This window comes from Bacillus paramycoides (genome assembly GCF_038971285.1).
Classification (GTDB): domain Bacteria; phylum Bacillota; class Bacilli; order Bacillales; family Bacillaceae_G; genus Bacillus_A.
Window position 1 is genome coordinate 2,180,594 of the sequence record NZ_CP152427.1, and the last position, 20,609, is coordinate 2,201,202.

Below are 20,609 nucleotides of genomic sequence, written 5' to 3' on the forward strand. Positions count from 1 at the left end.
TCAGTATCATTATAACCAGCTGAGCACTATTCTATCTCTTCATACCAAATATCCTCTATATGCAATTTGAGAACTTTTGCAATACGATATGCAACAGGCAATGTAGGAGTAGCGCCTTTAATTAAGTTTGTCATAGTTGAATTTGAAATTGATGCTAATTTTGCGACGAAGCTGTACTTTATACCTTTACTATCTAAAATTTCTTTCAAACGACTTTGCATTATATTTTTCCCTCCTAATAAAAAAAGTACTAGGCCTTTCTTTTATTTTTTCGCTTGGACAGGCAAAATCCTTCTTTCTAGTTCATATACCTTTATCAAGACCATGAGGAATACCAAGTGGAATCAAGGACATCAAGGACATCAAGAAGGGAGAGAATGCATATGCGTTGGCAATACTTACATTTAAATGAAACGCCTTACTTGTATCCGTCGAAAGAATTAAGAAATATGTATAAAGCTTCTAATGGTAAAAAGAAACGAATGCAATTATAGATCACATGGAAAGACATGAGGTTTTTGAAAATCGTGAGTATAAAGGCTATTACCGTTTATCAAACGATATAATGGATGATTTATATGAGGATGAAGACGAAGTGTTGGAGTGGGGAGACGTCATTAATGAGTATCAACCGGTTATGACACCGAAGGGATTACAACTCATTCGAAAAGAGGGGTTTCAAATGACAATCGTAGGAGAAGCGGTAGTTGTATGGACGGCGACTGGCTTGTCAGTTATTACGATGAAAGTCGCAGAGAAAATGGGCCAGAGTGTTCCACATTGGCTCCCACGTATGACCATGTACACAACGCTTACAGGCTCGTTCTTATATCTTCTACGTTATGTTCTCTTTGCGTTTCTATAAAGGAAGTAGGTTTTGGAATTTGAGTTGCTACAGATAACAAGGAAACTTCCTTGTACGAACGGTGTTTATTTGCGAGGGAGTTTTATACCTAATTAAGGGTATAAAAAGGGAAGAAAAATGATTGAGTTATTATTGGTGCCAGCTGCAGGTTTAACAGTCGCATTGTTCGGTGATAAGTTCAAAAGAAAAGATAATGATAAACGAAAGATACAGGTGTTCTTTGAGGTATCTGGAATTGCGATCAAGAGAGAAGACAAATTGCATTATCCGAAGTTTCAAAAGCAAGTCGATGATGATCGCAGCACCATTTTTATTTATACCTTGCCTGTTGGAATGCCAAGTAAAATTATTAAAAAGGTCGAGGATGTTGTAAGCGAAGGATTAAATAAGCCTGTTCGAATCCAATACGATAATTACAGATTGAATATTCGTGTATTCCATAAAGAAATACCGAAGAAATGGGATTGGTCTACACGATTAGTGACAAAAGGAAAATGGTGTGTGCCTATTGGCCAGAGTTTAGAAAGAATTATGTATCATGATTTTGATGAAACGCCACACATGGCAATAGGTGGCTTAATTCGTATGGGGAAAACGGTGTTTTTAAAGAATATGTTTACTACTTAAATCAAGAAGGGCATGCATTACTAGGAGAAGGAAAGGTTGTTTCTAGAAATAGAATGGAGCATGCAATCCTGAGAAATGAAGCCTGGTTACATTTATATTGTCCCGATGACTGGCAAATAGAAACAGAAATTAACTATAGAAAAAATGGTGAGAAGAAAAGAATTATTCCTGATGTGAAGTTTCGCGATGAAGAAGGCATACTTCATGCAGTTGAAATAAATCGTTCACAGAAAATGAAAGTGAATGAAGAGAAGTTAAAAAAATATGAAGAGCTTACACAAATTTATAAACAGAAGCATAACGGGAAAGTGCCAGTTATTCATTTCTTTACAGTGACCAAATACAGAGAAAAGAAATTGGAAGAATTAGCAGCTAAATATGATGTGTTTGTGAAGGTGTATGTAATAGAAGAGATATAAAAAAGTGCTAACGAGTTTGCAAACGAAAATGCAATTATATGAAAAAAGGTCCTGTTGTTTCCAACAGGACCTTTTCTAAAATGGCAAAGAGTAACTCTTACCTTACCCTTCTCGTATATAATACCTGAAAAAGATAGATGTGTATACAACAAGAAATTCCAATATAATTATTCGAATATAGTGTTAAAAAATAAATATATGTAATTCATAATAAGGAATTAAATGACAAATGTTGATTTATCAAGTGATTAAAATGAATTCTTATCAAATTGTAGTAAACAAAGCGATATTGAGATAATGAAATATGCAATTTTGCATATCGGATTTTTAAAAGTAAACAGGGTTATAAAATATATAAATGTTACGGAAGTTGAGGAAATAAATACTAAAATTCATTTGAATCGTAGTGAAAAATAGAGGTTTGCCTTAGACATTTATAAAAGTAAAGAATATTTATAACAAAAGAAGTAAATACACAGGTCCAATTTTTGTAATGATGGAGGGAATTGTTGTGGACATAACTCAAAGTATGGCACGAATAGTGGTTAATGGGAAAGAACTTCTGTTTAATTCAGTTAGAACTTCTGTATGGAATCAAGGGCCTGTAAATGATTTAATTGTTTCAACAAATCAGAGAATTGAGGAGTTTTATCAATTTATGTGGTCACAAGTGCCAGTCACGCTTGTGATGTATTTTCTTCAGGGTGCGGACTTAATGAGGTTTGCCAGAATTATTGGGATTAATCAAAGTGTAACGGGAGAATATATATATCATTTCTCTTGGGGATAAAATGAATGTAAAGTAGCGTAACAGCAGCTTATATATTTTGTAAAGAAATTTAAGGAGGTGATGAATAGGAAGTTAGAAAAATAAGATTAGAGCGTAATATAGGTAATTTGTGACTGTTTTTAAGCTCGTAAAGATAATCGGTCAATTCTTTTAATACAATACAATGGGTTTTACAAACAAATGTACAGAAGTATACATAAGAAAAATGAAATGAGTCGAATAATATCCCTTCTATGTATATTGCGATTAACATGAAGTACGTAGATAGGGCTGCATGAATATGAAGTTTTTAAGGAGCACAAGAAAATAAAAAACAGAGAAACATATTTTTGGTCCCTCTGTTTTTTATTATTCACAAATAGTTCCGGTTGCTATACCAGTTGGAGCAATACCTACTGGGACCGTATCTATAACCGTATTTATAGCAGTATTGATAACAGAAACAGTCTGAATTTTTAACAGGTATATGTGTAATTGAATAGGATAAAAGTAATTACTTAATGTTGGGATAGGTTATAAATGGAAAACCAACTGAAAGAAATATTTGGTGCATTGATAGCAGCTATAGGTACAATAACTTCCGCTATTGGAAGTACACCGTTCTATTTTATAAGTAGTAATGTAAGGGAGGATTTGAATATATATGGAAACACATTACAAGCGGTTGGAAACGCTTTAGAGGCTGATGGTCAAGAGGGAATATCTCTTGAAAAAATCGGAAATGAAATCCAATCAAGTGGTAATGTAACTGTAATATCTGGATTGGTTATTGATTTTAAAGATGAAACAAAAATTAAATTGGTGATTGCTGGGAATTGGACACAGGCTTTAGGAGGACTTACAGCATTAGCGGACGAATTTGAAGATGCTTCAGATAAAGATGAATCTTTTAATATTATAGGAAACTTATTGCAAGCTATAGGGAATTCCTTGCAGGCGATTGGAGGAATTTACGAGCTGAAAAATATTAGAAGAGAGCGGCAGGATAGTAAAGACGAACTAGTAAATGATGCGGAGGGGGATTTAGACAATCAAGTAAATAGTGAGCTGAATAAAAAGAAAGAAGGACAGTCAATAGATACAGTAGGCAGTTGGATCCAAGCTGTAGGTTCTGTATTTTCATTAATTGGACAAATACGTGAAGAAAGTGAGGAGTTAGAAGGGAGTGATAAATAGATTAGTTTAATAAGAGCGGTTAGCAAAAGTTAAATGCTCTCGTAAAACATTGAAAACAACATGTACTTATTGATAAAGGAATATTTGATATAAATTGAGAGAATGAAAAAGAGCTCTTATGGAAAGGTCTTTTAAATTAACAAGTTATTGTAATGTCACTAACACTAATATCAAGTTTATTGATGTATTTTATTGTTATCACTACATGTGTGAAAAGATATATGAATAACTTTCATTTTGATGAACCATTCCTATATAAAAATCATATGATACTTTGTAAGACAAGCAAACAGCTTATAATCTATTAAATACTCATTGTGATTGTTGCTCACAACTACTGATGAAAATAATTTTTTATTGAACGAAACGCCCATTTGAATAGGAGGTTAATGTTGGGAAAGACATTAGAAGAGTTAGAAAAGTGTTATAATGATGCTTTAAATGAAGGGGCAGAGTATGTAGCTGTTCAGATTAAAATAGATGGATTTTCTAGTGATGAAGTAATTATTAACGACAAATATAACATAGATTCTAAACTAGCGTATTACAAGAAAACGTACAATGAAGATCTAGAACATAAATGGAATCCAAGAAATCGTATTGTAGGTTTTGCATATGGTTATTCGTTTTCAGGAATTATACGCAAATTAGGATTGCTAGTTTAGTAGTGATGAAACTGATGTTGATTATTGCGATAGATACCATAATCTAGGTGGTATCTTTTTTTGTTAAGGAATAAATTAAAAAGAGAGCTTAAGCCCTCTTTTTAATAAATGCTTAACTTTTATGCACAGATTGGAATCCCTAATGCTATTAAAGTCAATGCTACTTGAAGAGAAAGTTCTAATCTAGCAATTTCAATTCCTGCAACTGAGACCACTAAAAGAGGTTGTCCATTAACGAACAAAACACAACTTTCCATACTTACACCTCCTTTCTAGTAATCTACTACAGTATATGAATTGAATTAAAAAACGTAATAGCTAAATTAACTAATTTAATAAAATTGATAAATTAATCTATTATATAAAATGAACTTTTAATGGCCTAACAGCTGCTTTTTTGTCACCTTATAAAAAGGGTATGAATATATTAGTAGTATATAAAAGAATAGGAGTGATAGATATGTTTTTTGCAAAATTACGTGGTAGAAATGAAGTTCCTCCAGTAGAAACAGACGCTCGAGGGGAGGCTTTCTTTAAATTAAGCCGGGACGAGCTTAACCTAAAATTTAAGTTGGATTTATTCGATATAGAGGATGTAGTAGCTGCCCATCTGCATATTGGAGCAAAAGGAACTAATGGTCCTGTTGTAGCTTTTTTATTTGGACCTATAACAAATCCGGTTTCAATAGAGTGTGCAACCCTCACAGGAATGATTACTCAAGAAGATTTGGTTGGGCCGTTAGCGGGTCAAACATTAGGTAACCTTGTAAATGAAATCATATCTGGAAACATATATATTAATGTTCATACAGTACAATATCCTAATGGTGAAATTCGTGGGCAATTGAAGTATTGCTAATGAATTATAGTATTGTAAAAAATAAAGCATCCGTTGAGGGTGCTTTTATTTGGAAGAGGATGTATTAATAAGTCATATACCTTTAATAATCTTGAAAATTCATTTTCATAGTTTCAAAAGTAAATGAATTTAATTAGACGTAGTTAATTCACTATCTCTTTAGTTTGTGGGTTAATTACCGAAAAATTCAAAATAAAATACCCCTCTAAAATTAAATTAGTATTAGTAGATGAACCTTGTAAATGAAATATGAAAGGGTAACAGATAATAAAAATCTTTAAACCTAATCAAAGCTAATAGATTAACTCTCCGCACCCACTGAAATAGAGAATCATAACATAAATTGTAATTACTTTTACGGAAGTGAGCTGAAGATAATGTATTATTTATATTTTGCTTCTCAAGCGGGTATGCGACCTGCATATGGTACATCAATTACGTTTAGCGGAGCACAAAGTACAGTTCAAGCTGTTCAACAAGCGTTACAAATGCAACAACAAATGCAAATGCAGCAACAAGGTATCCAGCCGTATTATTCATCCATTGAGTATTTTTACCCAGTTCATCAAATCACACCGTATGGAAGTTCTTTTCTTACTATCCCGTATGGAACTGTATTTAATCTATAAATTGAAAGTTTAATCAGTAGGGGGCAGGTATCCAAAACCGATTATTAGTCCTCACCAATTGGACATATACGGACGCCCCGGCTCCTACCTACCTTTCTTGTATGTTCCGAAATTTTTTTTGGGAGTCTTATTACCCGCAAATGGAGAGGGGTATATGTAAGTGTCAAATAGTTCTCAACTACAATTTGTAAATAGCCGATGAGGTAATCTCCGTACATACTGCAACTGTTTTTGATGAGATGATACCGATTAAAGAAAATGTGAGAATTTTTTTATCATGAAAAATGATGGTTAGTGGCTCTTTATGAAAGGATACATGAACATTTATTGATTTTGTTAGGAAAGAGAAAAAAGTAACTTTTGTAGGAACAGAGGAATTAGAGACAATACAAGCGGGGGAATCTACAGAAGAGTACGTAGTCGCCAAAAATAGTTATGAAAAATTAATTCAGATTATTCATACTTTACCGGTGGTAGAGGCACAAGCTATTTTATTATGTGACGTACATCAATTAACGTACGAAGAGGGTGCTTCTGTATTAGATGTAAAGTTAAACACGTATAAAAGTCACGTATTTCGCGGAAGAAAGAGATTAAAAGAATTGTTAAAGGAGGAAAAGAGTCAAAATGACAAATGATAAATTTCATTCTGAACAAGATGATTATAAAGAATTGTTACAAGAAGCTCTTCATCAAAGACCGGCCGCACTTCCTGATGGAAAACAGGAGCAAGTGTTGAAAATAGGTAAAAAAAGAGCACGTATTACGAATGTTTTAATTGTATTTACTTTTTTATTACTTATTCAACCTATTTTATATATATCTACACTCTTATATTATACATTGGCACCTACAAACGCGATGGAGATACGGAATGTAGTAAATCAAACGTTAAGTGTAACAGAACCTAATGTATTTATGAAAGAAAGGGACATGGAGCAAACGTTGTTACCGCTTAGTTTGCAATTGCATTTTGATTTGTATAAAAGGATAGGAAAGAAAGATATTCGAATAGGAGAAGAGAAAACAGATTATGTATTTAGTAGAGCGACGAAAGTAAGTCGTGAATATACAACAGATGAAAAAATTCCAGAAGTCCCATATGTAGATAATGAGGTGTTGTCTCATCCTAATAACTATAATACGTCGTACAATAGTAGTGAAGAAGCGCAGGTATTAAAAGGCCTTCCACAAGAATCTGTTGTAGAAGCATTTGTGTCTTTTAGGGAATTATTAAGTGTACAAGAGGTAACCGATACGTTTCCTGCTATTGATATTGTGTGGTATGCCGTTCATACAGGGTTAGAAGAGAAGCAAACGAACGACGAGGGTATGTATGTAGCCCCGATTGGCTTTCCAGCAGATATAATGTCTATGCCAAGTGGTGCTTTTGTAAGTGATTCACCTCACGAGGAACAATTCATTGATGTTTTAAAGTCATTACAGAAGCATGAAAGTTTAGCGGTGAAGCTATCTAGAGCGAAAGTATTAGAGTTGTCAAAGCGTATTTCTTTCCTTGAAAAAAATGGGATAAAAACATATGGGGCAGTTGTAACAGGGCCTAAAGTAGAAATTCAAAAATTGATGATCCACGAAAAAGTTAGAAACTTGAAAGTAGGTGAAGTGAGGTTATGGAATTGGCATTCTTAAAAAAAAGAAAGAATCATATTTATAAACAGGAAACGTGGATGGGGACTATTTCATTAATTATTGCCTTTCTAGCGTTATTGTATTTGAACATTATATTGCTCATTCAAGAAACATTTATAGGGAAAGGTTTTCTGCAAATAGTTGGTATTGGAGTGGTGTGCTCAGTTGTAGGTATGATCACAAAAAGCAAAAGCCGAAAATATGCATTGTGGGCATGTAGTTTATTTGTTTTTATGCTGCTGTTTGCTATATTTGGATATATATTCGGTTGGATGATAAGCTTTGGGCCATAAATATGTGAGAAAGAGCGAATGTAGATTCGCTCTTTTTTATGTATAAAAGTAAACTAGATAAGAGAAGAATTTATCAAATTTGAATAGTAAGCATTATACATCTAAGTTGAAGTTTTATTGATATGTTTTCCGCCCACGTATATATATAAAGGCGCAAGTTTTGGACTAAAACAATAGCTCGTCCAAACATTGCGAATCCCTCTTACATAATATGTAGTAATAACCATGAAAGGGGAACTAGTATGTCTTGCTATAACTACTGTAAGTATTGTGAAGAGTATAAAAAGAAACAGCATGATTGCTGTAAGAATACAAGTAAGTGTAATGACAACAAGGAAAAGCTTGTTAGGGCATCAGCATTTAGAGCGAGAAATGCGGTGGATCAAACGGTTCCTGTCAATACTTTTGTAAAGGTATTGTTCCAAAATGAACAATTTGATTTAGTAAATGAGTATGATCCAGTAACGTCTATTTTTATTCCGAAGACTAGGGGAGTTTACTCTATTATTGGAACAATTGGTTTCTTTCCAAATGATCCTAGCTTAAATTATAGAGCTCGTGTAGAAATTCGTGTGAATGGAAACGCAGCAATAGCGATAGATAATGACTTTTTCGGTCCAATAAGTTTTGGTAATGTTGTAAGTGTTTCGACGATTATTTAATTGAATGAAGGAGATCAAGTTGAGATTTATGCACAAAGTAGTGTAGATGGAGTATTAAGTCCTTCAGAAGACGGTTCACATTTTGAAGCTGCAAGATTCCCTTCTCCAATTAAATAAAGTCGAGTATACAGAAGATAAAGGATAATCCTCACCAAAATGGTGGGGATATTTTATTCTATTGAAAATAGTAACTGTTTGTCCAAGCTATTCTAATCTATATTGCATAGTATGTAATATTAAGTTTAAAGGGGGACTTACTACGTCTTATTATTACTGTAAGTATTGTAAAGATTACAAAGAGAAAAGTCATGATTGCTTCAGAAACAATAGTCAATGTGATAGAAAGTATGTAAAAGTGAATTGTTGTGATGATAAGAAAGAAAAACTTGTAAGAGCATCAGCATTTAGAGCTGTTAATACAACGAATCAACCTGTTCCTGAAAATACTTCAGTTAAAGTATTATTTCAAAATGAACAGTTTGATCTAGCAAATGAATATAACCAAGCAACATCTGTTTTTATTCCGAAAACGAAAGGGGTATACAGTGTATTAGGGAATATAACATTTTCTCCAAATGATTTTAATGTAAATTACAGAGCTAGAGTTGAAATTCGTGTGAATGGAAATTCAGCAATAGCAATAGATAATGATTTCTTTGGAACTGGGGTGTTTTTTAATAATGATGTTTCAGTAACGTCTATAGTTCAATTAGAAGCAGGAGATTCAGTTGAAGTTTTTGCTGAAAGTAGTGTTGCTGGAGTAATTGTTCAAAATGTTAATGGTTTGAATACGGTTCATTTTGAAGCAGCAAGATTTCCTTCTCCAATTAAATAACCAATAGAATAAAATACTTTTCAGTAGGTTAGTTAATCCCCTTTACCAAATGGTGGGGGATTATTATTGTTTTTCTAAAATATATAAGTAAATAGGTTAAGTATAGTTTGTTTCATGAGAATTTCGCATGCTAGGAAGTAAAGTTGAGAGTGCTCGCTTATTATGAGTATTTGATGTTCTGCAGGTAATAAAAAGCGTATAAAGATATGAGTAACATAGTTGTAAAAGTTCTTTGGCATTACATGTGCTAGCTGTCTAACGGAATAGAAAAGATATCTGGATTTATGTCCGTATAATTACATTTTTTCTTTACTATATAGAAATTACATATTTATCAAAGGTTTGTGAAAGTATTGCTATTGAATGGAAAGGAATAACATTAAGGCGATTACACTATATAAAAATAAAATAAATCCTAAGATGAGTAGTATTGGATGCAACTTGAACATATTTGACCTCCTTGAGTATAAAAGATTTTAATACAACTATGGTCAATTTAGAAGGGAAATATATTAGATGAATATAAAGTTTGAATGAATACACTAATGTAACAGAGGAATAAAAGTATAATAAATAATGGAGTAATATTGAATTAACATTGATTAAATTGTTTATCCCGCATTAACGGGCAGTAAGACCCCCACCTCAAAATTCAGCGGAAGCAAAGAAGTTAGATGGGGGATCAACTGCCCGTAAAAGCCCGATTGGTTCAACTAATAATCAGTGGGGGATGAACAAAACCCCCACTGATTAAAGTTTCACTTTATAAGTAAGCAGGAGGGGATTGCCTGTGAAATATAAAAATAAACAGGTTTATATGCATAGGATGAGGGATAAATAAAAAAAGAGCATACATAAACAGTACGCTCTAAAGAAAGATAGGTTTTATGAGTGGATAATCTCCATACGATAATATATGCTCGGTTAATAAAAACGTGTGAAAAATCAATAGAATATCAATGGAATATCATGAAATGAGTAATTTTAGTCTTTTACCAAAGTTGTTTAGCTAATCAGATTGTGGAGAGAATGGATTAACAATTTGAGAATGATCGCACTTCAGTTTCGTATTTCTTATAGTTTGGATATTGGGTAATAGTTTGACACCTAGGTGTGGAAAGTTGATTAATTATAGAAACATTTGTAATTACCTCGTTACAAGGACCGAAAAATGTAATTTTTAGTTTTGAGTTTGGTGGAACTTTGAAAACGATAGGTTTTTTTTCCATGAAATCAGCTCCTAAGACGCAGTATAGTATACTGCGTTTTTTGTTTAGTTTGTAATAGCGTATTAATATATAATATGAAATTTTTAGTTGAGTTGATAATGATATGGAGTTTTATGGTGTAATCAGATTATGAAAAATTAATAGAAACTTAATTAAAAGATTGTATGTTTTGAAAAACAATATAGATTTCCTTTATTTATATTATAGATAGCTATTATTAAGTATAGGTGGCTTTCAATAAAACAAGCTTTGAATATAATAATAAAAAGGGAAGGAATTGTATTGGGGTATATTATCGATATTTCTAAATGGAATGGAACTATAGATTGGGATATTGCAGCATCTAAGCTAGATTTAGTTATTGCTAGAGTTCAAGATGGCTCGAATACGATAGATTTTATGTATCAAAATTATGTGAATGAAATGAAGAAACGCAGTATTCCCTTTGGTAATTATGCATTTTGTCGCTTCATATCTATTGCTGATGCGAGGAAAGAGGCACAAGATTTTTGGAATCGTGGCGATAAATCTGCTAAGTTTTGGGTGGTGGACGTAGAAATTCAAACGATGATGGATATGCAAGGGGGGACACAAGCGTTTATAGACGAATTACGCCGTTTAGGTGCGAAAAAAATAGGGTTATAAGTAGGTACATGTTTTTAGGGATACGTAAAGGGTCATATTTGAATAAAAAGAACATGATATATAGTTTATTCAAATGAAATGAATTACATGTGGAAAACACATTGTTTACACATTAACATTGTATAGTTGTTCTTGTATCATAATAAAAGTGAGGTATTTTGAATTGAAAAAGAACAAGCTATTTTTAGGAACAATTATTTCATGTGTAGTACTGGCATTATCTGCATGTGGTTCCTCAGACAACGTAGTAACATCAAAAGTAGGAAATGTTACAGAGAAAGAGTTAAGTAAAGAATTAAGACAAAAATATGGAGAAAGTACTTTATACCAAATGGTGTTAAGTAAGGCATTACTAGATAAATATAAAGTTTCAGATGAGGAAGCGAAAAAACAAGTTGAAGAAGCAAAAGATAAAATGGGTGACAACTTCAAATCGACTTTAGAACAAGTTGGATTGAAAAATGAAGATGAATTAAAAGAAAAAATGAAGCCAGAAATCGCATTTGAGAAAGCGATTAAAGCGACTGTTACAGAAAAAGACGTAAAAGATAACTATAAACCAGAGATAAAGGTAAGTCACATTTTAGTGAAAGATGAAAAGACCGCTAAAGAAGTGAAAGAGAAAGTAAATAATGGTGAAGATTTTGTGGCTTTAGTGAAGCAATACTCAGAGGATACTGGTTCAAAAGAACAAGGCGGAGAAATAACTGGTTTCGCTCCAGGGCAAACGGTGAAAGAATTTGAGGAAGCCGCATATAAATTAGATGCAGGACAAGTAAGTGATCCGGTAAAAACAACTTACGGTTACCATATTATTAAAGTGACAGATAAAAAAGAATTGAAGCCATTTGATGAAGTGAAAGATAGCATTCGTAAAGACTTAGAACAGCAAAGACTACAAGATACGACAGGGAAATGGAAACAACAAGTAGTCAATGACTTATTGAAAGATGCTGATATTAAGGTGAACGGCAAAGAATTTAAAAATACATTTGAATTTCTAGAAAAGAAATAATGACTGTAATTAGAAAAGGGAACCTATATAGGTTCCCTTTTCTAGTTAGTGTGTGAGTTATAAATAGATAGTAAGACAATACAATATTACATATAAATATTAAGAATTACAATGGGAATTTATGTAATTATTTTAAGGTAGAATAATCATTACTTCAAAGAATGCTGATATTATAATGTTTTATTTGTTTAATTTCATTAAATATAAAGTGAATTTATTATTTTTTTCTCACTATTTGTAGGTAGTATGATTGGTGTGGGCCAATTATTAGTCGGGAATGAACAAAACTTGAGTTGATTTAAGTTTTACTTTTTTAAAGTGGATAAACATAGTTTGCAGAATGAAACATACATTAATATTGATGTTAAATGAAGTAAAAAGCAGAGCATTCCATTAAAATGGATGTTCTTCTTAGTATGGAATTTTCAGAGGAAGAATGAACATTTTTAAATGGATTATTGAATAGATAAATATATTACGTAGGAGGAGAACATGTGAAAGTAATTTTTCAAAGAGAAGATGCAGGGAAAGTTTTTGAATCGAACGATGAAGATATAAGTAACTTATTAGCTATTTTAAAAGAAACGAAAGGGATTAAGATCGGGATGGTTGAGTATGAAGTATTAAAATACGAATTAGAGTATTTTCGTAACCCTAAAAAAGCAGTAACAGAGAGGGAGTTACATATAATAGTACAACCAAAATATATGAAATAATTAGGGGGAATTATTTATAGATAGTCTTATACCGTATGTACGAAAAGAGAGTGTTTAAATTGCTCTCTTTTCATAGAACTTTTTTGAGTTCGTTCTTTATAATATATGCTTTCATTTATAGATGGTTAATAAACTTGAAAATTAAAACTTTTTTGTTGGTATGTGAACGCCCTATTAAATAAGAAGTGAAAAGCTTATTTGAAGAAGAAAAAATAAGTAATTAAATTATATTATATTTTATTAAAAATATAATTATAGCTCTTCTCAAAAGAACGTAGGTTCGTGTATAATTAGAACGAATGTTCTTGTGGTGTGAATATGAGTCAAGGAATTATGAAAGAATAGTTGAAAATAATTTGCATGAATTAAAATGGATAAATGAGCAAGGAGCTAAAGAAATGAATGATGTAAAGGTGCAGAAAATAGAAAGAGAATGGGTTCCATTTACAGTAATGTCTGAACAGTTGTTAAGTATGCGAGAGGTTGTTGGAGAAAAATTTAAAGTACAAAAACCGCTCGTAACAAACGAAGCCAAAGAAAGAATTTCTGATAAATTATTAATGTCCTTTTTGTCTGAAAAAGAAATATTGGTGACATATTTTGAAGATGGATATATCCTTACAAGTTATATGACAGTTGTGCATATAAACCCGCTAAAGCGCATAGTAATATGTACTGACGCCTTTTATAAAACTTATGTATTTAATACTATGGATGTTATTGAAATAACGTAAAGGAAGCTGAAATTTAAGTTTTAGCTTTTTTATTTTTGTTAGATGAGGGATAGAAATAATAAAACGAAAAAGCAGCTAGCTTCATACTAGCTGCTAAGCCCCAGGGAAAGGGAGAAAAAGATAGGGTACTCCAAAAATCAACAATAGCTGTGTAACAGCCTGATTACAGTATAGACAAGTTTAAAATTTCTAAACAAAACGATGAAAAATAGGATTAAGCTGTACCCACTTGGTTTTGATCTGCAAGGTCAGAATCAAACGTATTAGTCGCGCTCACGCCATTAAAAGTGTTAACAACAAAACCAACGTTTGAAGCACCAGATCCATTATAAGCCTTCGTATTTTCTTTCGGAGAAACGTTGTAGAAATCACCTAAGTTAAATGAACCGTTACTATTTTGTACAACTAAATTCCCTACAACTGAGGGCATGGTTTTCACCCGCTTTACAATCATTTGTTAACACTACCATATGATACTATATCCAAATGGTTCATGTAACAAAACTTGTGGAATAGTAAATCATTTGAAGTGTAGCTTAATCCCACAATAAAAGTATGTTAAAATTAATGTAAGGATGAGTAATTAAAAATAGTGATTGTATAATTAATATATATGAAAACAAAGGAGGCAAAATGTAATGAATAATGTTATAAAAAAAGTAGATTTAACAGATGCAAAATCAAGTAATCTTGTTGCACTTATTTATAGCAATGAAGTTATATTGGTCGAAGAAGCATTTTGTCCAAATGAAATAAAATTAAAATTTAATGAAATTGCAATTTTATCGGCTATTAAAACAGCACATATAATGAAAGTATCCATCAGAAAAGAACTGGAAGCAATTTTTCATGACACTGGTGTTTTATTTGTAAAGCATAGTGTTGATTATGGTAACAGTCACTCTATCACTATGCATTTTGAGCAATTTAAAAAGTTGCAACATGAGATTGAGAATTTATGTAAAAGTATGTAATAAGAATAAATGAAGATTCTTTCATAGAGGTGAACAGTTCTATGTTGAAAAAATGGGTTGAAAATTTTTTAGATGAATCTAAATGTAAACATAAGTATGGTGTTATTAAGATACAGGATAATGAAGATTTTAAAACGGGTAAGCTAGGTGTAGCTTATGTGTATCGGTGTGAGAAATGCGGGAAAGAGAAGCTGAAATTTAAGAGTAATAACGAAATAAATAATGATTTTTTTGATATATAAACAAGGGTAACTGCTAGCGTTACTCTTTTTCTTTATATAAAAACTCCTTCTAAAGTATGAAATGAGTTGATACTTTAGTAAATGGCTGAGTGTAAAAGAAGATAATAAAATGTTGTAAAGGAGATATGTGAAATTTCAATTTTACTTAAGTAGAAAAGTTGAAATGGTAGGTTTTTTTGCATTAGAATAGAATATATAGCAGGAGAAAAGATATTAGTAGTAAATTAAAATAATTGGTTCTATTAGCGTACGAAGAGAAGAGAGATAAAAAATACAAAGCAAGGAGTTTTCAAGCGATGATGTATTTGTTGGCAATTCTGCTTCCACCTGTAGCCGTATTATTTTGTGGGAAACCATTTCAAGCAATAATTAATTTCATATTAACATTAATATTTTGGGTTCCAGGAGTTATCCATGCGATATTAGTTGTACACGATAAAAAAGCAGATCGGCGATTAAAAAAACAAATTCAAGCATATGATGACATGAATAAGAGAAATAGAAGATAGCTGAGTCTTGAAACGAAAAAAGAAAGGGGGGATTACCTCCTTTCTTTTTTCATTTTGTTTAAGTTTAAATTTTAGTATAGCGGAAAGAATTTTTAATATAAGTATTGTGATAATTCGTTTTAGAATGTGCGTTTAATAAACCGGTGTAAATGTTTTCAGGCACGTTAAAGAAATCATACATTCCATTCTTTAATTGAATACGTAAAATCATAGAAAATGGATTATAGCCAACAGCAACTATATTTTTTGAAATCACGGGAGATAATTCCATTATTACGCAACTCCTTGCTTTTCATTTTTTATAAATTCTTGTAGATGTTGGGGTTGGGATGTTGAAATCCTTATAATTAAAGAGGTATGATACTTATATGCAATATATTAAATGTTCGTTATACGTAATTATAAGGAAGTTCACACGAAGTACATATCGTTGTGCTATTTTTATTTCACCTTTGATTTATAAATAAGAAAATATTGACCATTTGAAAAAAAGGTATATTATTTATACGAGGTATTAAAAATTCACTTTTTACATTCTATGCTTAAAGGGGCAGCATTATTAGGAAAAATAGAAGTGAAAATACTTTGTATAAGAAGTATTCTAAAATTTATAATCTGTGAATTAGGAAAATATTGAATGCTCCAGGTCAATATAATTTCTTAATTAAATTCATTTTAGAAAGTGACCTCAATATTTTTAAGTAAATCAACGGGAGAATTGAAAGGCAGGAGAAAGTAACATGTCAGAAAATTATCGTTCTCGAGAGGAGCGACGACAAGTTAAAAAGAAAAAACAGCCAGCTTCTAAAACACAAAAACCAAAAGGTAAAACATCATTCTTTCGCAAGTTTTTAATTACTTGTTTATTACTTGGTATTGTTGGTTTAGTGGGGGGAGTTGCTACTTTCTTTGTAATGATTAAGGACGCACCAAAACTTGAGAAAGCAAAACTTGTTAATCCGTTATCCTCAAAAATTTATGATAAAAATGGCGATTTGGTATATGAATACGGGAAAGAAAAACGGACGAATGTTACGTATGATCAAATTCCTAAATTAGTAGAAAATGCATTTTTAGCAACAGAGGATGCACGTTTTTACGAGCATAGCGGAGTAGACTTTAAAGGTACTGCCCGTGCTGTTTTGGTGAGTCTTAAAGGAGATTACGGTTCACAAGGTGGAAGTACAATAACGCAACAGGTTATTAAAAACTACTTCTTATCGATGGAAAAAACATCAAAACGTAAGGTTCAGGAAATATATTTAGCGTATAAACTAGAACAACAATATTCAAAACATGAAATTTTAGAAATGTATTTAAATAAAATTAATTTAGGAAATCGTTCATATGGAATCGCAACAGCAGCACAAAACTACTATGGTAAAGAATTGAAAGATTTAACATTACCAGAAGTTGCGATGCTTGCAGGGTTACCGAAAGCACCAAATAACTATGATCCATCGAAACCAGAAAATGTTCAAAGGGCAACAGAAAGAAGAAATGTTGTACTAAAATTAATGAATCGACATGGTTATATTACAAAAGCAGAAATGGAAGAAGCATCGAAAGTACCCGTGGATAAAAATATTAAGAGTGCAGCTGAGCTACAAGCGATGCCATATCCTGCATTTATGGATGCAGTAGTGAAAGAAGTAGAAAAGGAAATACCAGATGTAAATATTGGATCTGATGGTTTAGAAATTTATACAACATTGGATCCAAAAGCACAGAAATTAGCTGATAACATTTTGAATACAAATATTATTAATTATCCAAATGATAAATTCCAAGGTGCTTTCACATTTATGGATACGAAAACAGGTGAGGTTCGTGCTATAGGTAGTGGGCGCGGTGAAAATAAAGCAGTATTTAAAGGACATAATATGGCAATTGAATTAGATCGTGCAGCTGGTTCAACTATGAAGCCAATCTTTGATTACGGTCCTGCAATTGAATACTTAAAATGGGCTACGTATCATCAAATTGATGATTCTCCATTTAAATATTCAACTGGACAAGAACTTCGAAATGCTGACAGAAGTCATTTAGGCCCAATTACTATGCGTGAAGCGTTAAAAATGTCACGTAACGTTCCAGCAGTTAAAACTGCAAAAGAAGTAGGACTTAATAAATCAAAGGAGTTCTCTGAGAAATTAGGTATTACATTTGATTCAGCACCGAAAGAATCTACAGCGATTGGTACAAACGAAGTATCACCAACTGAAATAGCAGGTGCTTATGCGACATTTGGTAATGGTGGAAAGTATGCAAAACCGCATTTTGTTAAGAAAATAGTTTATCCAGACGGCAAATCACAAAGTTTTGAGCAAAAACCAAAACAAGTTATAGCTGACTCTACAGCATATATGATTACTGATATGCTTCGCTCAGTAGTAACGTCAGGTACTGGTACAGCGGCAAATATTAGTTCTTTAGATGTAGCTGGTAAAACGGGTACAACAAACTATGATTCAAAACAATTAGCGAAATTTAATATTCCAGAAAGTGCAACTCGTGATAGTTGGTTTGCAGGTTATACGCCGCAATATACGATGGCAGTATGGACTGGGTATATGAAAGATGGTAAAGACGAGTATATTAGTAGTAAAAATACGAAAATTGCACAGTTGATCTTTAAAGAAATGATGAGCGAGATGGCTACAGATAAATCAAGATTTAAAATGCCAAGTAGTGTAATACAAGAAGGTAGTGAGCTGCGTATAAAAGGAGAAAAACGTGATTCTTCTCCAAATACGAGCGTACCGGATACAACGGAAAAACCAAAACAAGATCAACAGCAAAAAACTGAAGAAGAGAAAAAGCAAGAAGAATTAAAGAAACAAGAAGAACTTAAAAAACAAGAAGAAGAAAAGAAACAAGAGGAACTGAAGAAGCAAGAAGAACAAAAGAAACTAGAAGAGCAAAAGAAACAAGAAGAAGAAAAGAAACAAAATGAACAAAATAATGGAAATGGTCAAGGAACGACCCCTCCAGCAAATAACGGGGGAGGCCAAGGAAATACAACACCTCCAGCGAATAACGGAGGAGGTCAAGGAAATACGACCCCTCCAGCAAATAATGGAGGAGGTCAAGGGAATACGACCCCTCCAGCAAATAACGGAGGGGGTCAAGGAAATACGACCCCTCCAGCAAATAACGGAGGAGGTCAAGGAAATACGACTCCACCAGCAAATAACGGAGGAGGTCAAGGAAATACGACTCCACCAGCGACCACACAACCAAATACTGGCGGGAATGCAGGAGAGGCCCCTGCTAATAATGGGCAGTAAGGAAAATTTATAAAAATATTAAAAAGCACTTAAGATTTGTATACATTACATTCTTAGGTGCTTTTTTCGTTTAAATGTAAAAAGTACCATAGAAATTTTGAAAATAAATGGAAGGGAAATGATAAAAAATTTGAGACTGAGGTAACGGAGGATAAGCGTGGTTTTGAAAGGGGGTACTACTTGGATGTGCAACATGATGCCAAAATGAGGGAGTAATTTGACCGGGAATTTGATAGTGTTGCCAAGTTGCGGGAAGTTCAATACCTACATCGGAACTAGCTGTATGGACGGCTGGAACGTGTATCCCAGGAGTCGAAGGAACGACGGCTGTTACTCTTGAAGATACCCACATAACATAATCACCCCTAAGTTGTGATAATAAAGTAGTATATTCTTTTTACGCGTATAAAGGTACATATAGATGGGACTTTAGGCTAATGTATATGTATAAAGTTGTAAGGCTAATTTAAGTTGATGGTGGACTATTTATTATAAAAAGATACGTCTATTTACGGAGGGAAAAGGAACTAAGAAAATGTAAAATGGAGGTGTTAATTGCAAGAATATACATGTTTATGGAGGAATTTTAATGGAACGATTATGGACGAAATCATTTATTCAAATGACTTTCGCAATGTTATTTTTATTTACAGGATTTTATTTACTTGTTCCAACGCTCCCGCTCTTTATTAAAGAGATTGGTGGTAATGAATCACAAGTTGGACTTATGATGGGGATGTTTACAATTGCAGCAGTTGTAATACGACCAATTATTGGGGGAATGTTAGATCAATATGGTAGAAAATCTTTTATTATTTTCGGACTCATCTTTTTTGGGTTAACGATGTATTCTTATAATTTAGCGTCGACTATTGTCCTGCTAGCTGTTTTACGTGTTATTCACGGGGTAACATGGGCTGTCTCTACAACAGCTGTTGGAACAGCGATAACTGATATTATTCCAGATTCGCGCCGTGGTGAAGGTATGGTACGGTATGGCCATGACAATTGCGATGGCAATTGGCCCAATGATTGGATTATCGGTTTTACAAAATTATTCATTTCACGGCCTATTCTTGTTAGCAACTCTTTTATCCTTTATGGCAGTGTTATTATCGTTCATCACGAAAATACCATTCACACCACAAAAAGAAAAAGGGAAAATGCAATTGTTTGAAAAGTCCGTTCTATCCATTACGATTGTTGTTTTCTTTTTATCATTTGCATATGGAGGGATTACGACGTTTTTACCTCTATTTGCATCGTCAATTGATGTGAATCCTGGGACATTCTTTCTTGTATATGCAGTTTCTTTAACAATTATCAGACCAGTTTCAGGAAAACTATTAGATAAGTATGGGGAAGTATTTATCATACTCCCGGCACTATGCATTACTATCATCGCAATAGTTGTATTAACGATTTCACATAGTTTAATGGGTGTAGTTATCGCCGCTGCATTATACGGTGTTGGATTCGGTTCAGCACAGCCGGCATTGCAAGCAGCGATGATTACAATTGTTGATCCGAGTAAAAGAGGAGTCGCTAACGCTTCGTTCTTTACTGCATTTGATCTAGGGATTGGACTTGGTGCGATTTTACTTGGAGTTGTTTCGCAAATGTTTGGTTACCGTATTTTATTTGCAGGTAGTGCAATTTCAGGATTAATTGCTTTCATTATTTTTGTCATTTTTGTAAAACAGCGATTAGGTAAAAAAGAATTTGCATAAACGGGAGTAACAAAGAGGGGGGATAATTGAACATGACGATTTACAATGTTTTAAC

General features: G+C 32.8%; 22 protein-coding genes and 8 pseudogenes. 23 read left to right on the plus strand and 7 right to left on the minus strand.

Features of this window, described 5'->3' with window-relative positions:
* Positions 1-26 precede the first annotated feature (26 nt).
* On the minus strand, positions 27-221 hold the full coding sequence (locus AAG068_RS11335; RefSeq protein WP_098346976.1) for a helix-turn-helix transcriptional regulator: 195 nt from the start codon (positions 219-221) through the stop codon (positions 27-29).
* 162 nt (positions 222-383) lie between these two features.
* Here AAG068_RS11335 and AAG068_RS11340 point away from each other — a divergent pair.
* The 5 genes and pseudogenes from AAG068_RS11340 to AAG068_RS11360 all read left to right on the plus strand — a co-directional run.
* Positions 384-682 (plus strand): annotated as a pseudogene (locus AAG068_RS11340) (hypothetical protein); the annotation flags it as partial.
* Positions 683-865 (plus strand): hypothetical protein, encoded by a 183-nt coding sequence (locus AAG068_RS11345; protein ID WP_000156984.1) that lies wholly within the window; start codon positions 683-685, stop codon positions 863-865. It begins immediately after the preceding pseudogene.
* 117 nt (positions 866-982) lie between these two features.
* Positions 983-1,489 (plus strand): annotated as a pseudogene (locus tag AAG068_RS11350) (FtsK/SpoIIIE domain-containing protein); the annotation flags it as partial.
* Positions 1,471-1,911, plus strand: a pseudogene (locus tag AAG068_RS11355) (replication-relaxation family protein); the annotation flags it as partial. The pseudogenes AAG068_RS11350 and AAG068_RS11355, both read left to right, overlap by 19 nt.
* Before the next feature lie 436 nt (positions 1,912-2,347).
* A complete protein-coding gene (locus AAG068_RS11360; protein WP_342719747.1) occupies positions 2,348-2,701 on the plus strand; it encodes a hypothetical protein in 354 nt (117 codons plus the stop codon).
* A gap of 348 nt (positions 2,702-3,049) precedes the next feature.
* Here the strand turns inward: AAG068_RS11360 and AAG068_RS29935 are convergent.
* Positions 3,050-3,148: pseudogene (locus AAG068_RS29935) on the minus strand (hypothetical protein); the annotation flags it as partial.
* A 72-nt stretch (positions 3,149-3,220) separates the two neighbouring features.
* Here AAG068_RS29935 and AAG068_RS11370 point away from each other — a divergent pair.
* Entirely contained in the window at positions 3,221-3,877 is a 657-nt protein-coding gene (locus tag AAG068_RS11370) for a DUF6944 family repetitive protein (RefSeq protein ID WP_342719339.1), read from the plus strand.
* 392 nt (positions 3,878-4,269) lie between these two features.
* Entirely contained in the window at positions 4,270-4,542 is a 273-nt protein-coding gene (locus AAG068_RS11375) for a hypothetical protein (protein ID WP_141403262.1), read from the plus strand.
* Between the two features lie 119 nt (positions 4,543-4,661).
* Here the strand turns inward: AAG068_RS11375 and AAG068_RS11380 are convergent, their stop codons facing one another.
* Positions 4,662-4,799 carry a DUF3956 family protein gene (locus AAG068_RS11380; RefSeq protein ID WP_000443219.1) on the minus strand — a complete coding sequence of 46 codons (138 nt, stop codon included), beginning with the start codon at positions 4,797-4,799 and terminating at the stop codon, positions 4,662-4,664.
* 203 nt (positions 4,800-5,002) lie between these two features.
* Here AAG068_RS11380 and AAG068_RS11385 point away from each other — a divergent pair, with 203 nt between their 5' ends.
* The 7 genes and pseudogenes from AAG068_RS11385 to AAG068_RS11415 all read left to right on the plus strand — a co-directional run bounded on the left by AAG068_RS11385 (position 5,003) and on the right by AAG068_RS11415 (position 9,470).
* Positions 5,003-5,401: a CHRD domain-containing protein gene (locus AAG068_RS11385; RefSeq protein ID WP_342719749.1), complete on the plus strand. Its 399-nt coding sequence runs from the start codon at positions 5,003-5,005 to the stop codon at positions 5,399-5,401.
* A 377-nt stretch (positions 5,402-5,778) separates the two neighbouring features.
* Entirely contained in the window at positions 5,779-6,030 is a 252-nt protein-coding gene (locus AAG068_RS11390; RefSeq protein WP_342719340.1) for a DUF3947 family protein, read from the plus strand.
* A gap of 320 nt (positions 6,031-6,350) precedes the next feature.
* Positions 6,351-6,668: pseudogene (locus tag AAG068_RS11395) on the plus strand (sigma factor-like helix-turn-helix DNA-binding protein); the annotation flags it as partial.
* Positions 6,658-7,680, plus strand: coding sequence for an anti-sigma factor (locus AAG068_RS11400; RefSeq protein ID WP_342719341.1), 1,023 nt, complete (start codon positions 6,658-6,660; stop codon positions 7,678-7,680). The pseudogene AAG068_RS11395 and the gene AAG068_RS11400, both read left to right, overlap by 11 nt.
* Positions 7,662-7,973 carry a hypothetical protein gene (locus tag AAG068_RS11405; protein ID WP_342719342.1) on the plus strand — a complete coding sequence of 104 codons (312 nt, stop codon included), beginning with the start codon at positions 7,662-7,664 and terminating at the stop codon, positions 7,971-7,973. Before AAG068_RS11400 ends, AAG068_RS11405 begins: the two co-directional genes overlap by 19 nt.
* A gap of 242 nt (positions 7,974-8,215) precedes the next feature.
* Positions 8,216-8,752, plus strand: a pseudogene (locus AAG068_RS11410) (ABC transporter permease).
* A 118-nt stretch (positions 8,753-8,870) separates the two neighbouring features.
* Entirely contained in the window at positions 8,871-9,470 is a 600-nt protein-coding gene (locus AAG068_RS11415) for a hypothetical protein (protein WP_342719750.1), read from the plus strand.
* Between the two features lie 1,034 nt (positions 9,471-10,504).
* Here the strand turns inward: AAG068_RS11415 and AAG068_RS11420 are convergent.
* On the minus strand, positions 10,505-10,699 hold the full coding sequence (locus AAG068_RS11420; protein ID WP_342719343.1) for a hypothetical protein: 195 nt from the start codon (positions 10,697-10,699) through the stop codon (positions 10,505-10,507).
* 282 nt (positions 10,700-10,981) lie between these two features.
* Here AAG068_RS11420 and AAG068_RS11425 point away from each other — a divergent pair.
* The 4 genes and pseudogenes from AAG068_RS11425 to AAG068_RS11440 form a co-directional block, all read left to right on the plus strand.
* Positions 10,982-11,341 (plus strand): annotated as a pseudogene (locus AAG068_RS11425) (GH25 family lysozyme); the annotation flags it as partial.
* 166 nt (positions 11,342-11,507) lie between these two features.
* A complete protein-coding gene (locus AAG068_RS11430) occupies positions 11,508-12,359 on the plus strand; it encodes a peptidylprolyl isomerase PrsA (RefSeq protein WP_342719344.1) in 852 nt (283 codons plus the stop codon).
* Between the two features lie 494 nt (positions 12,360-12,853).
* On the plus strand, positions 12,854-13,075 hold the full coding sequence (locus AAG068_RS11435; RefSeq protein WP_342719345.1) for a hypothetical protein: 222 nt from the start codon (positions 12,854-12,856) through the stop codon (positions 13,073-13,075).
* Positions 13,076-13,473: 398 nt separating this feature from the next.
* Positions 13,474-13,809, plus strand: a complete 336-nt coding sequence (locus AAG068_RS11440) for a YolD-like family protein (protein ID WP_342719346.1) — start codon at positions 13,474-13,476, stop codon at positions 13,807-13,809.
* Between the two features lie 214 nt (positions 13,810-14,023).
* Here the strand turns inward: AAG068_RS11440 and gerPF are convergent, their stop codons facing one another.
* Positions 14,024-14,239, minus strand: a complete 216-nt coding sequence (gene gerPF / locus AAG068_RS11445) for a spore germination protein GerPF (RefSeq protein ID WP_001141565.1) — start codon at positions 14,237-14,239, stop codon at positions 14,024-14,026.
* A gap of 208 nt (positions 14,240-14,447) precedes the next feature.
* On the opposite strand from gerPF, the gene AAG068_RS11450 reads away from it, so the two are divergent.
* The 3 genes from AAG068_RS11450 (at position 14,448) to AAG068_RS11460 (ending at position 15,534) form a co-directional block, all read left to right on the plus strand.
* Complete coding sequence (locus tag AAG068_RS11450; protein ID WP_342719348.1) at positions 14,448-14,783, plus strand: hypothetical protein; 336 nt, start codon at positions 14,448-14,450, stop codon at positions 14,781-14,783.
* A gap of 41 nt (positions 14,784-14,824) precedes the next feature.
* Positions 14,825-15,025 carry a hypothetical protein gene (locus AAG068_RS11455; protein ID WP_342719349.1) on the plus strand — a complete coding sequence of 67 codons (201 nt, stop codon included), beginning with the start codon at positions 14,825-14,827 and terminating at the stop codon, positions 15,023-15,025.
* A gap of 296 nt (positions 15,026-15,321) precedes the next feature.
* Complete coding sequence (locus AAG068_RS11460; protein WP_078418528.1) at positions 15,322-15,534, plus strand: YqaE/Pmp3 family membrane protein; 213 nt, start codon at positions 15,322-15,324, stop codon at positions 15,532-15,534.
* Positions 15,535-15,598: 64 nt separating this feature from the next.
* Here the strand turns inward: AAG068_RS11460 and AAG068_RS11465 are convergent, their stop codons facing one another.
* On the minus strand, positions 15,599-15,805 hold the full coding sequence (locus AAG068_RS11465) for a KTSC domain-containing protein (protein WP_340422778.1): 207 nt from the start codon (positions 15,803-15,805) through the stop codon (positions 15,599-15,601).
* A 469-nt stretch (positions 15,806-16,274) separates the two neighbouring features.
* Between AAG068_RS11465 and AAG068_RS11470 the strand changes: the two genes are divergently transcribed.
* Positions 16,275-18,824: a PBP1A family penicillin-binding protein gene (locus tag AAG068_RS11470; RefSeq protein WP_342719350.1), complete on the plus strand. Its 2,550-nt coding sequence runs from the start codon at positions 16,275-16,277 to the stop codon at positions 18,822-18,824.
* Between the two features lie 70 nt (positions 18,825-18,894).
* Here AAG068_RS11470 and AAG068_RS11475 read toward each other — a convergent pair whose 3' ends face one another.
* Positions 18,895-19,176: a hypothetical protein gene (locus AAG068_RS11475; protein ID WP_342719351.1), complete on the minus strand. Its 282-nt coding sequence runs from the start codon at positions 19,174-19,176 to the stop codon at positions 18,895-18,897.
* 237 nt (positions 19,177-19,413) lie between these two features.
* Between AAG068_RS11475 and AAG068_RS11480 the strand changes: the two are divergent.
* Positions 19,414-20,554, plus strand: a pseudogene (locus tag AAG068_RS11480) (MFS transporter).
* Positions 20,555-20,609: the final 55 nt, after the last annotated feature.

What these genes read in the sequence shown, in the direction of transcription:
- AAG068_RS11455 (WP_342719349.1), top strand. Translation starts at nt 14,825, where the DNA reads ATGTTGAAAAAATGGGTTGAAAATTTTTTAGATGAATCTAAATGTAAA.
- AAG068_RS11345 (WP_000156984.1), top strand. Translation starts at nt 683, where the DNA reads ATGACAATCGTAGGAGAAGCGGTAGTTGTATGGACGGCGACTGGCTTG.
- AAG068_RS11460 (WP_078418528.1), top strand. Translation starts at nt 15,322, where the DNA reads ATGATGTATTTGTTGGCAATTCTGCTTCCACCTGTAGCCGTATTATTT.
- AAG068_RS11335 (WP_098346976.1), bottom strand. Translation starts at nt 221, where the DNA reads ATGCAAAGTCGTTTGAAAGAAATTTTAGATAGTAAAGGTATAAAGTAC.
- AAG068_RS11420 (WP_342719343.1), bottom strand. Translation starts at nt 10,699, where the DNA reads ATGGAAAAAAAACCTATCGTTTTCAAAGTTCCACCAAACTCAAAACTA.
- AAG068_RS11470 (WP_342719350.1), top strand. Translation starts at nt 16,275, where the DNA reads ATGTCAGAAAATTATCGTTCTCGAGAGGAGCGACGACAAGTTAAAAAG.
- AAG068_RS11370 (WP_342719339.1), top strand. Translation starts at nt 3,221, where the DNA reads ATGGAAAACCAACTGAAAGAAATATTTGGTGCATTGATAGCAGCTATA.
- AAG068_RS11390 (WP_342719340.1), top strand. Translation starts at nt 5,779, where the DNA reads ATGTATTATTTATATTTTGCTTCTCAAGCGGGTATGCGACCTGCATAT.
- AAG068_RS11385 (WP_342719749.1), top strand. Translation starts at nt 5,003, where the DNA reads ATGTTTTTTGCAAAATTACGTGGTAGAAATGAAGTTCCTCCAGTAGAA.
- AAG068_RS11405 (WP_342719342.1), top strand. Translation starts at nt 7,662, where the DNA reads ATGGAATTGGCATTCTTAAAAAAAAGAAAGAATCATATTTATAAACAG.
- AAG068_RS11440 (WP_342719346.1), top strand. Translation starts at nt 13,474, where the DNA reads ATGAATGATGTAAAGGTGCAGAAAATAGAAAGAGAATGGGTTCCATTT.
- AAG068_RS11400 (WP_342719341.1), top strand. Translation starts at nt 6,658, where the DNA reads ATGACAAATGATAAATTTCATTCTGAACAAGATGATTATAAAGAATTG.
- gerPF (WP_001141565.1), bottom strand. Translation starts at nt 14,239, where the DNA reads ATGCCCTCAGTTGTAGGGAATTTAGTTGTACAAAATAGTAACGGTTCA.
- AAG068_RS11380 (WP_000443219.1), bottom strand. Translation starts at nt 4,799, where the DNA reads ATGGAAAGTTGTGTTTTGTTCGTTAATGGACAACCTCTTTTAGTGGTC.
- AAG068_RS11450 (WP_342719348.1), top strand. Translation starts at nt 14,448, where the DNA reads ATGAATAATGTTATAAAAAAAGTAGATTTAACAGATGCAAAATCAAGT.
- AAG068_RS11475 (WP_342719351.1), bottom strand. Translation starts at nt 19,176, where the DNA reads ATGTGGGTATCTTCAAGAGTAACAGCCGTCGTTCCTTCGACTCCTGGG.
- AAG068_RS11465 (WP_340422778.1), bottom strand. Translation starts at nt 15,805, where the DNA reads ATGGAATTATCTCCCGTGATTTCAAAAAATATAGTTGCTGTTGGCTAT.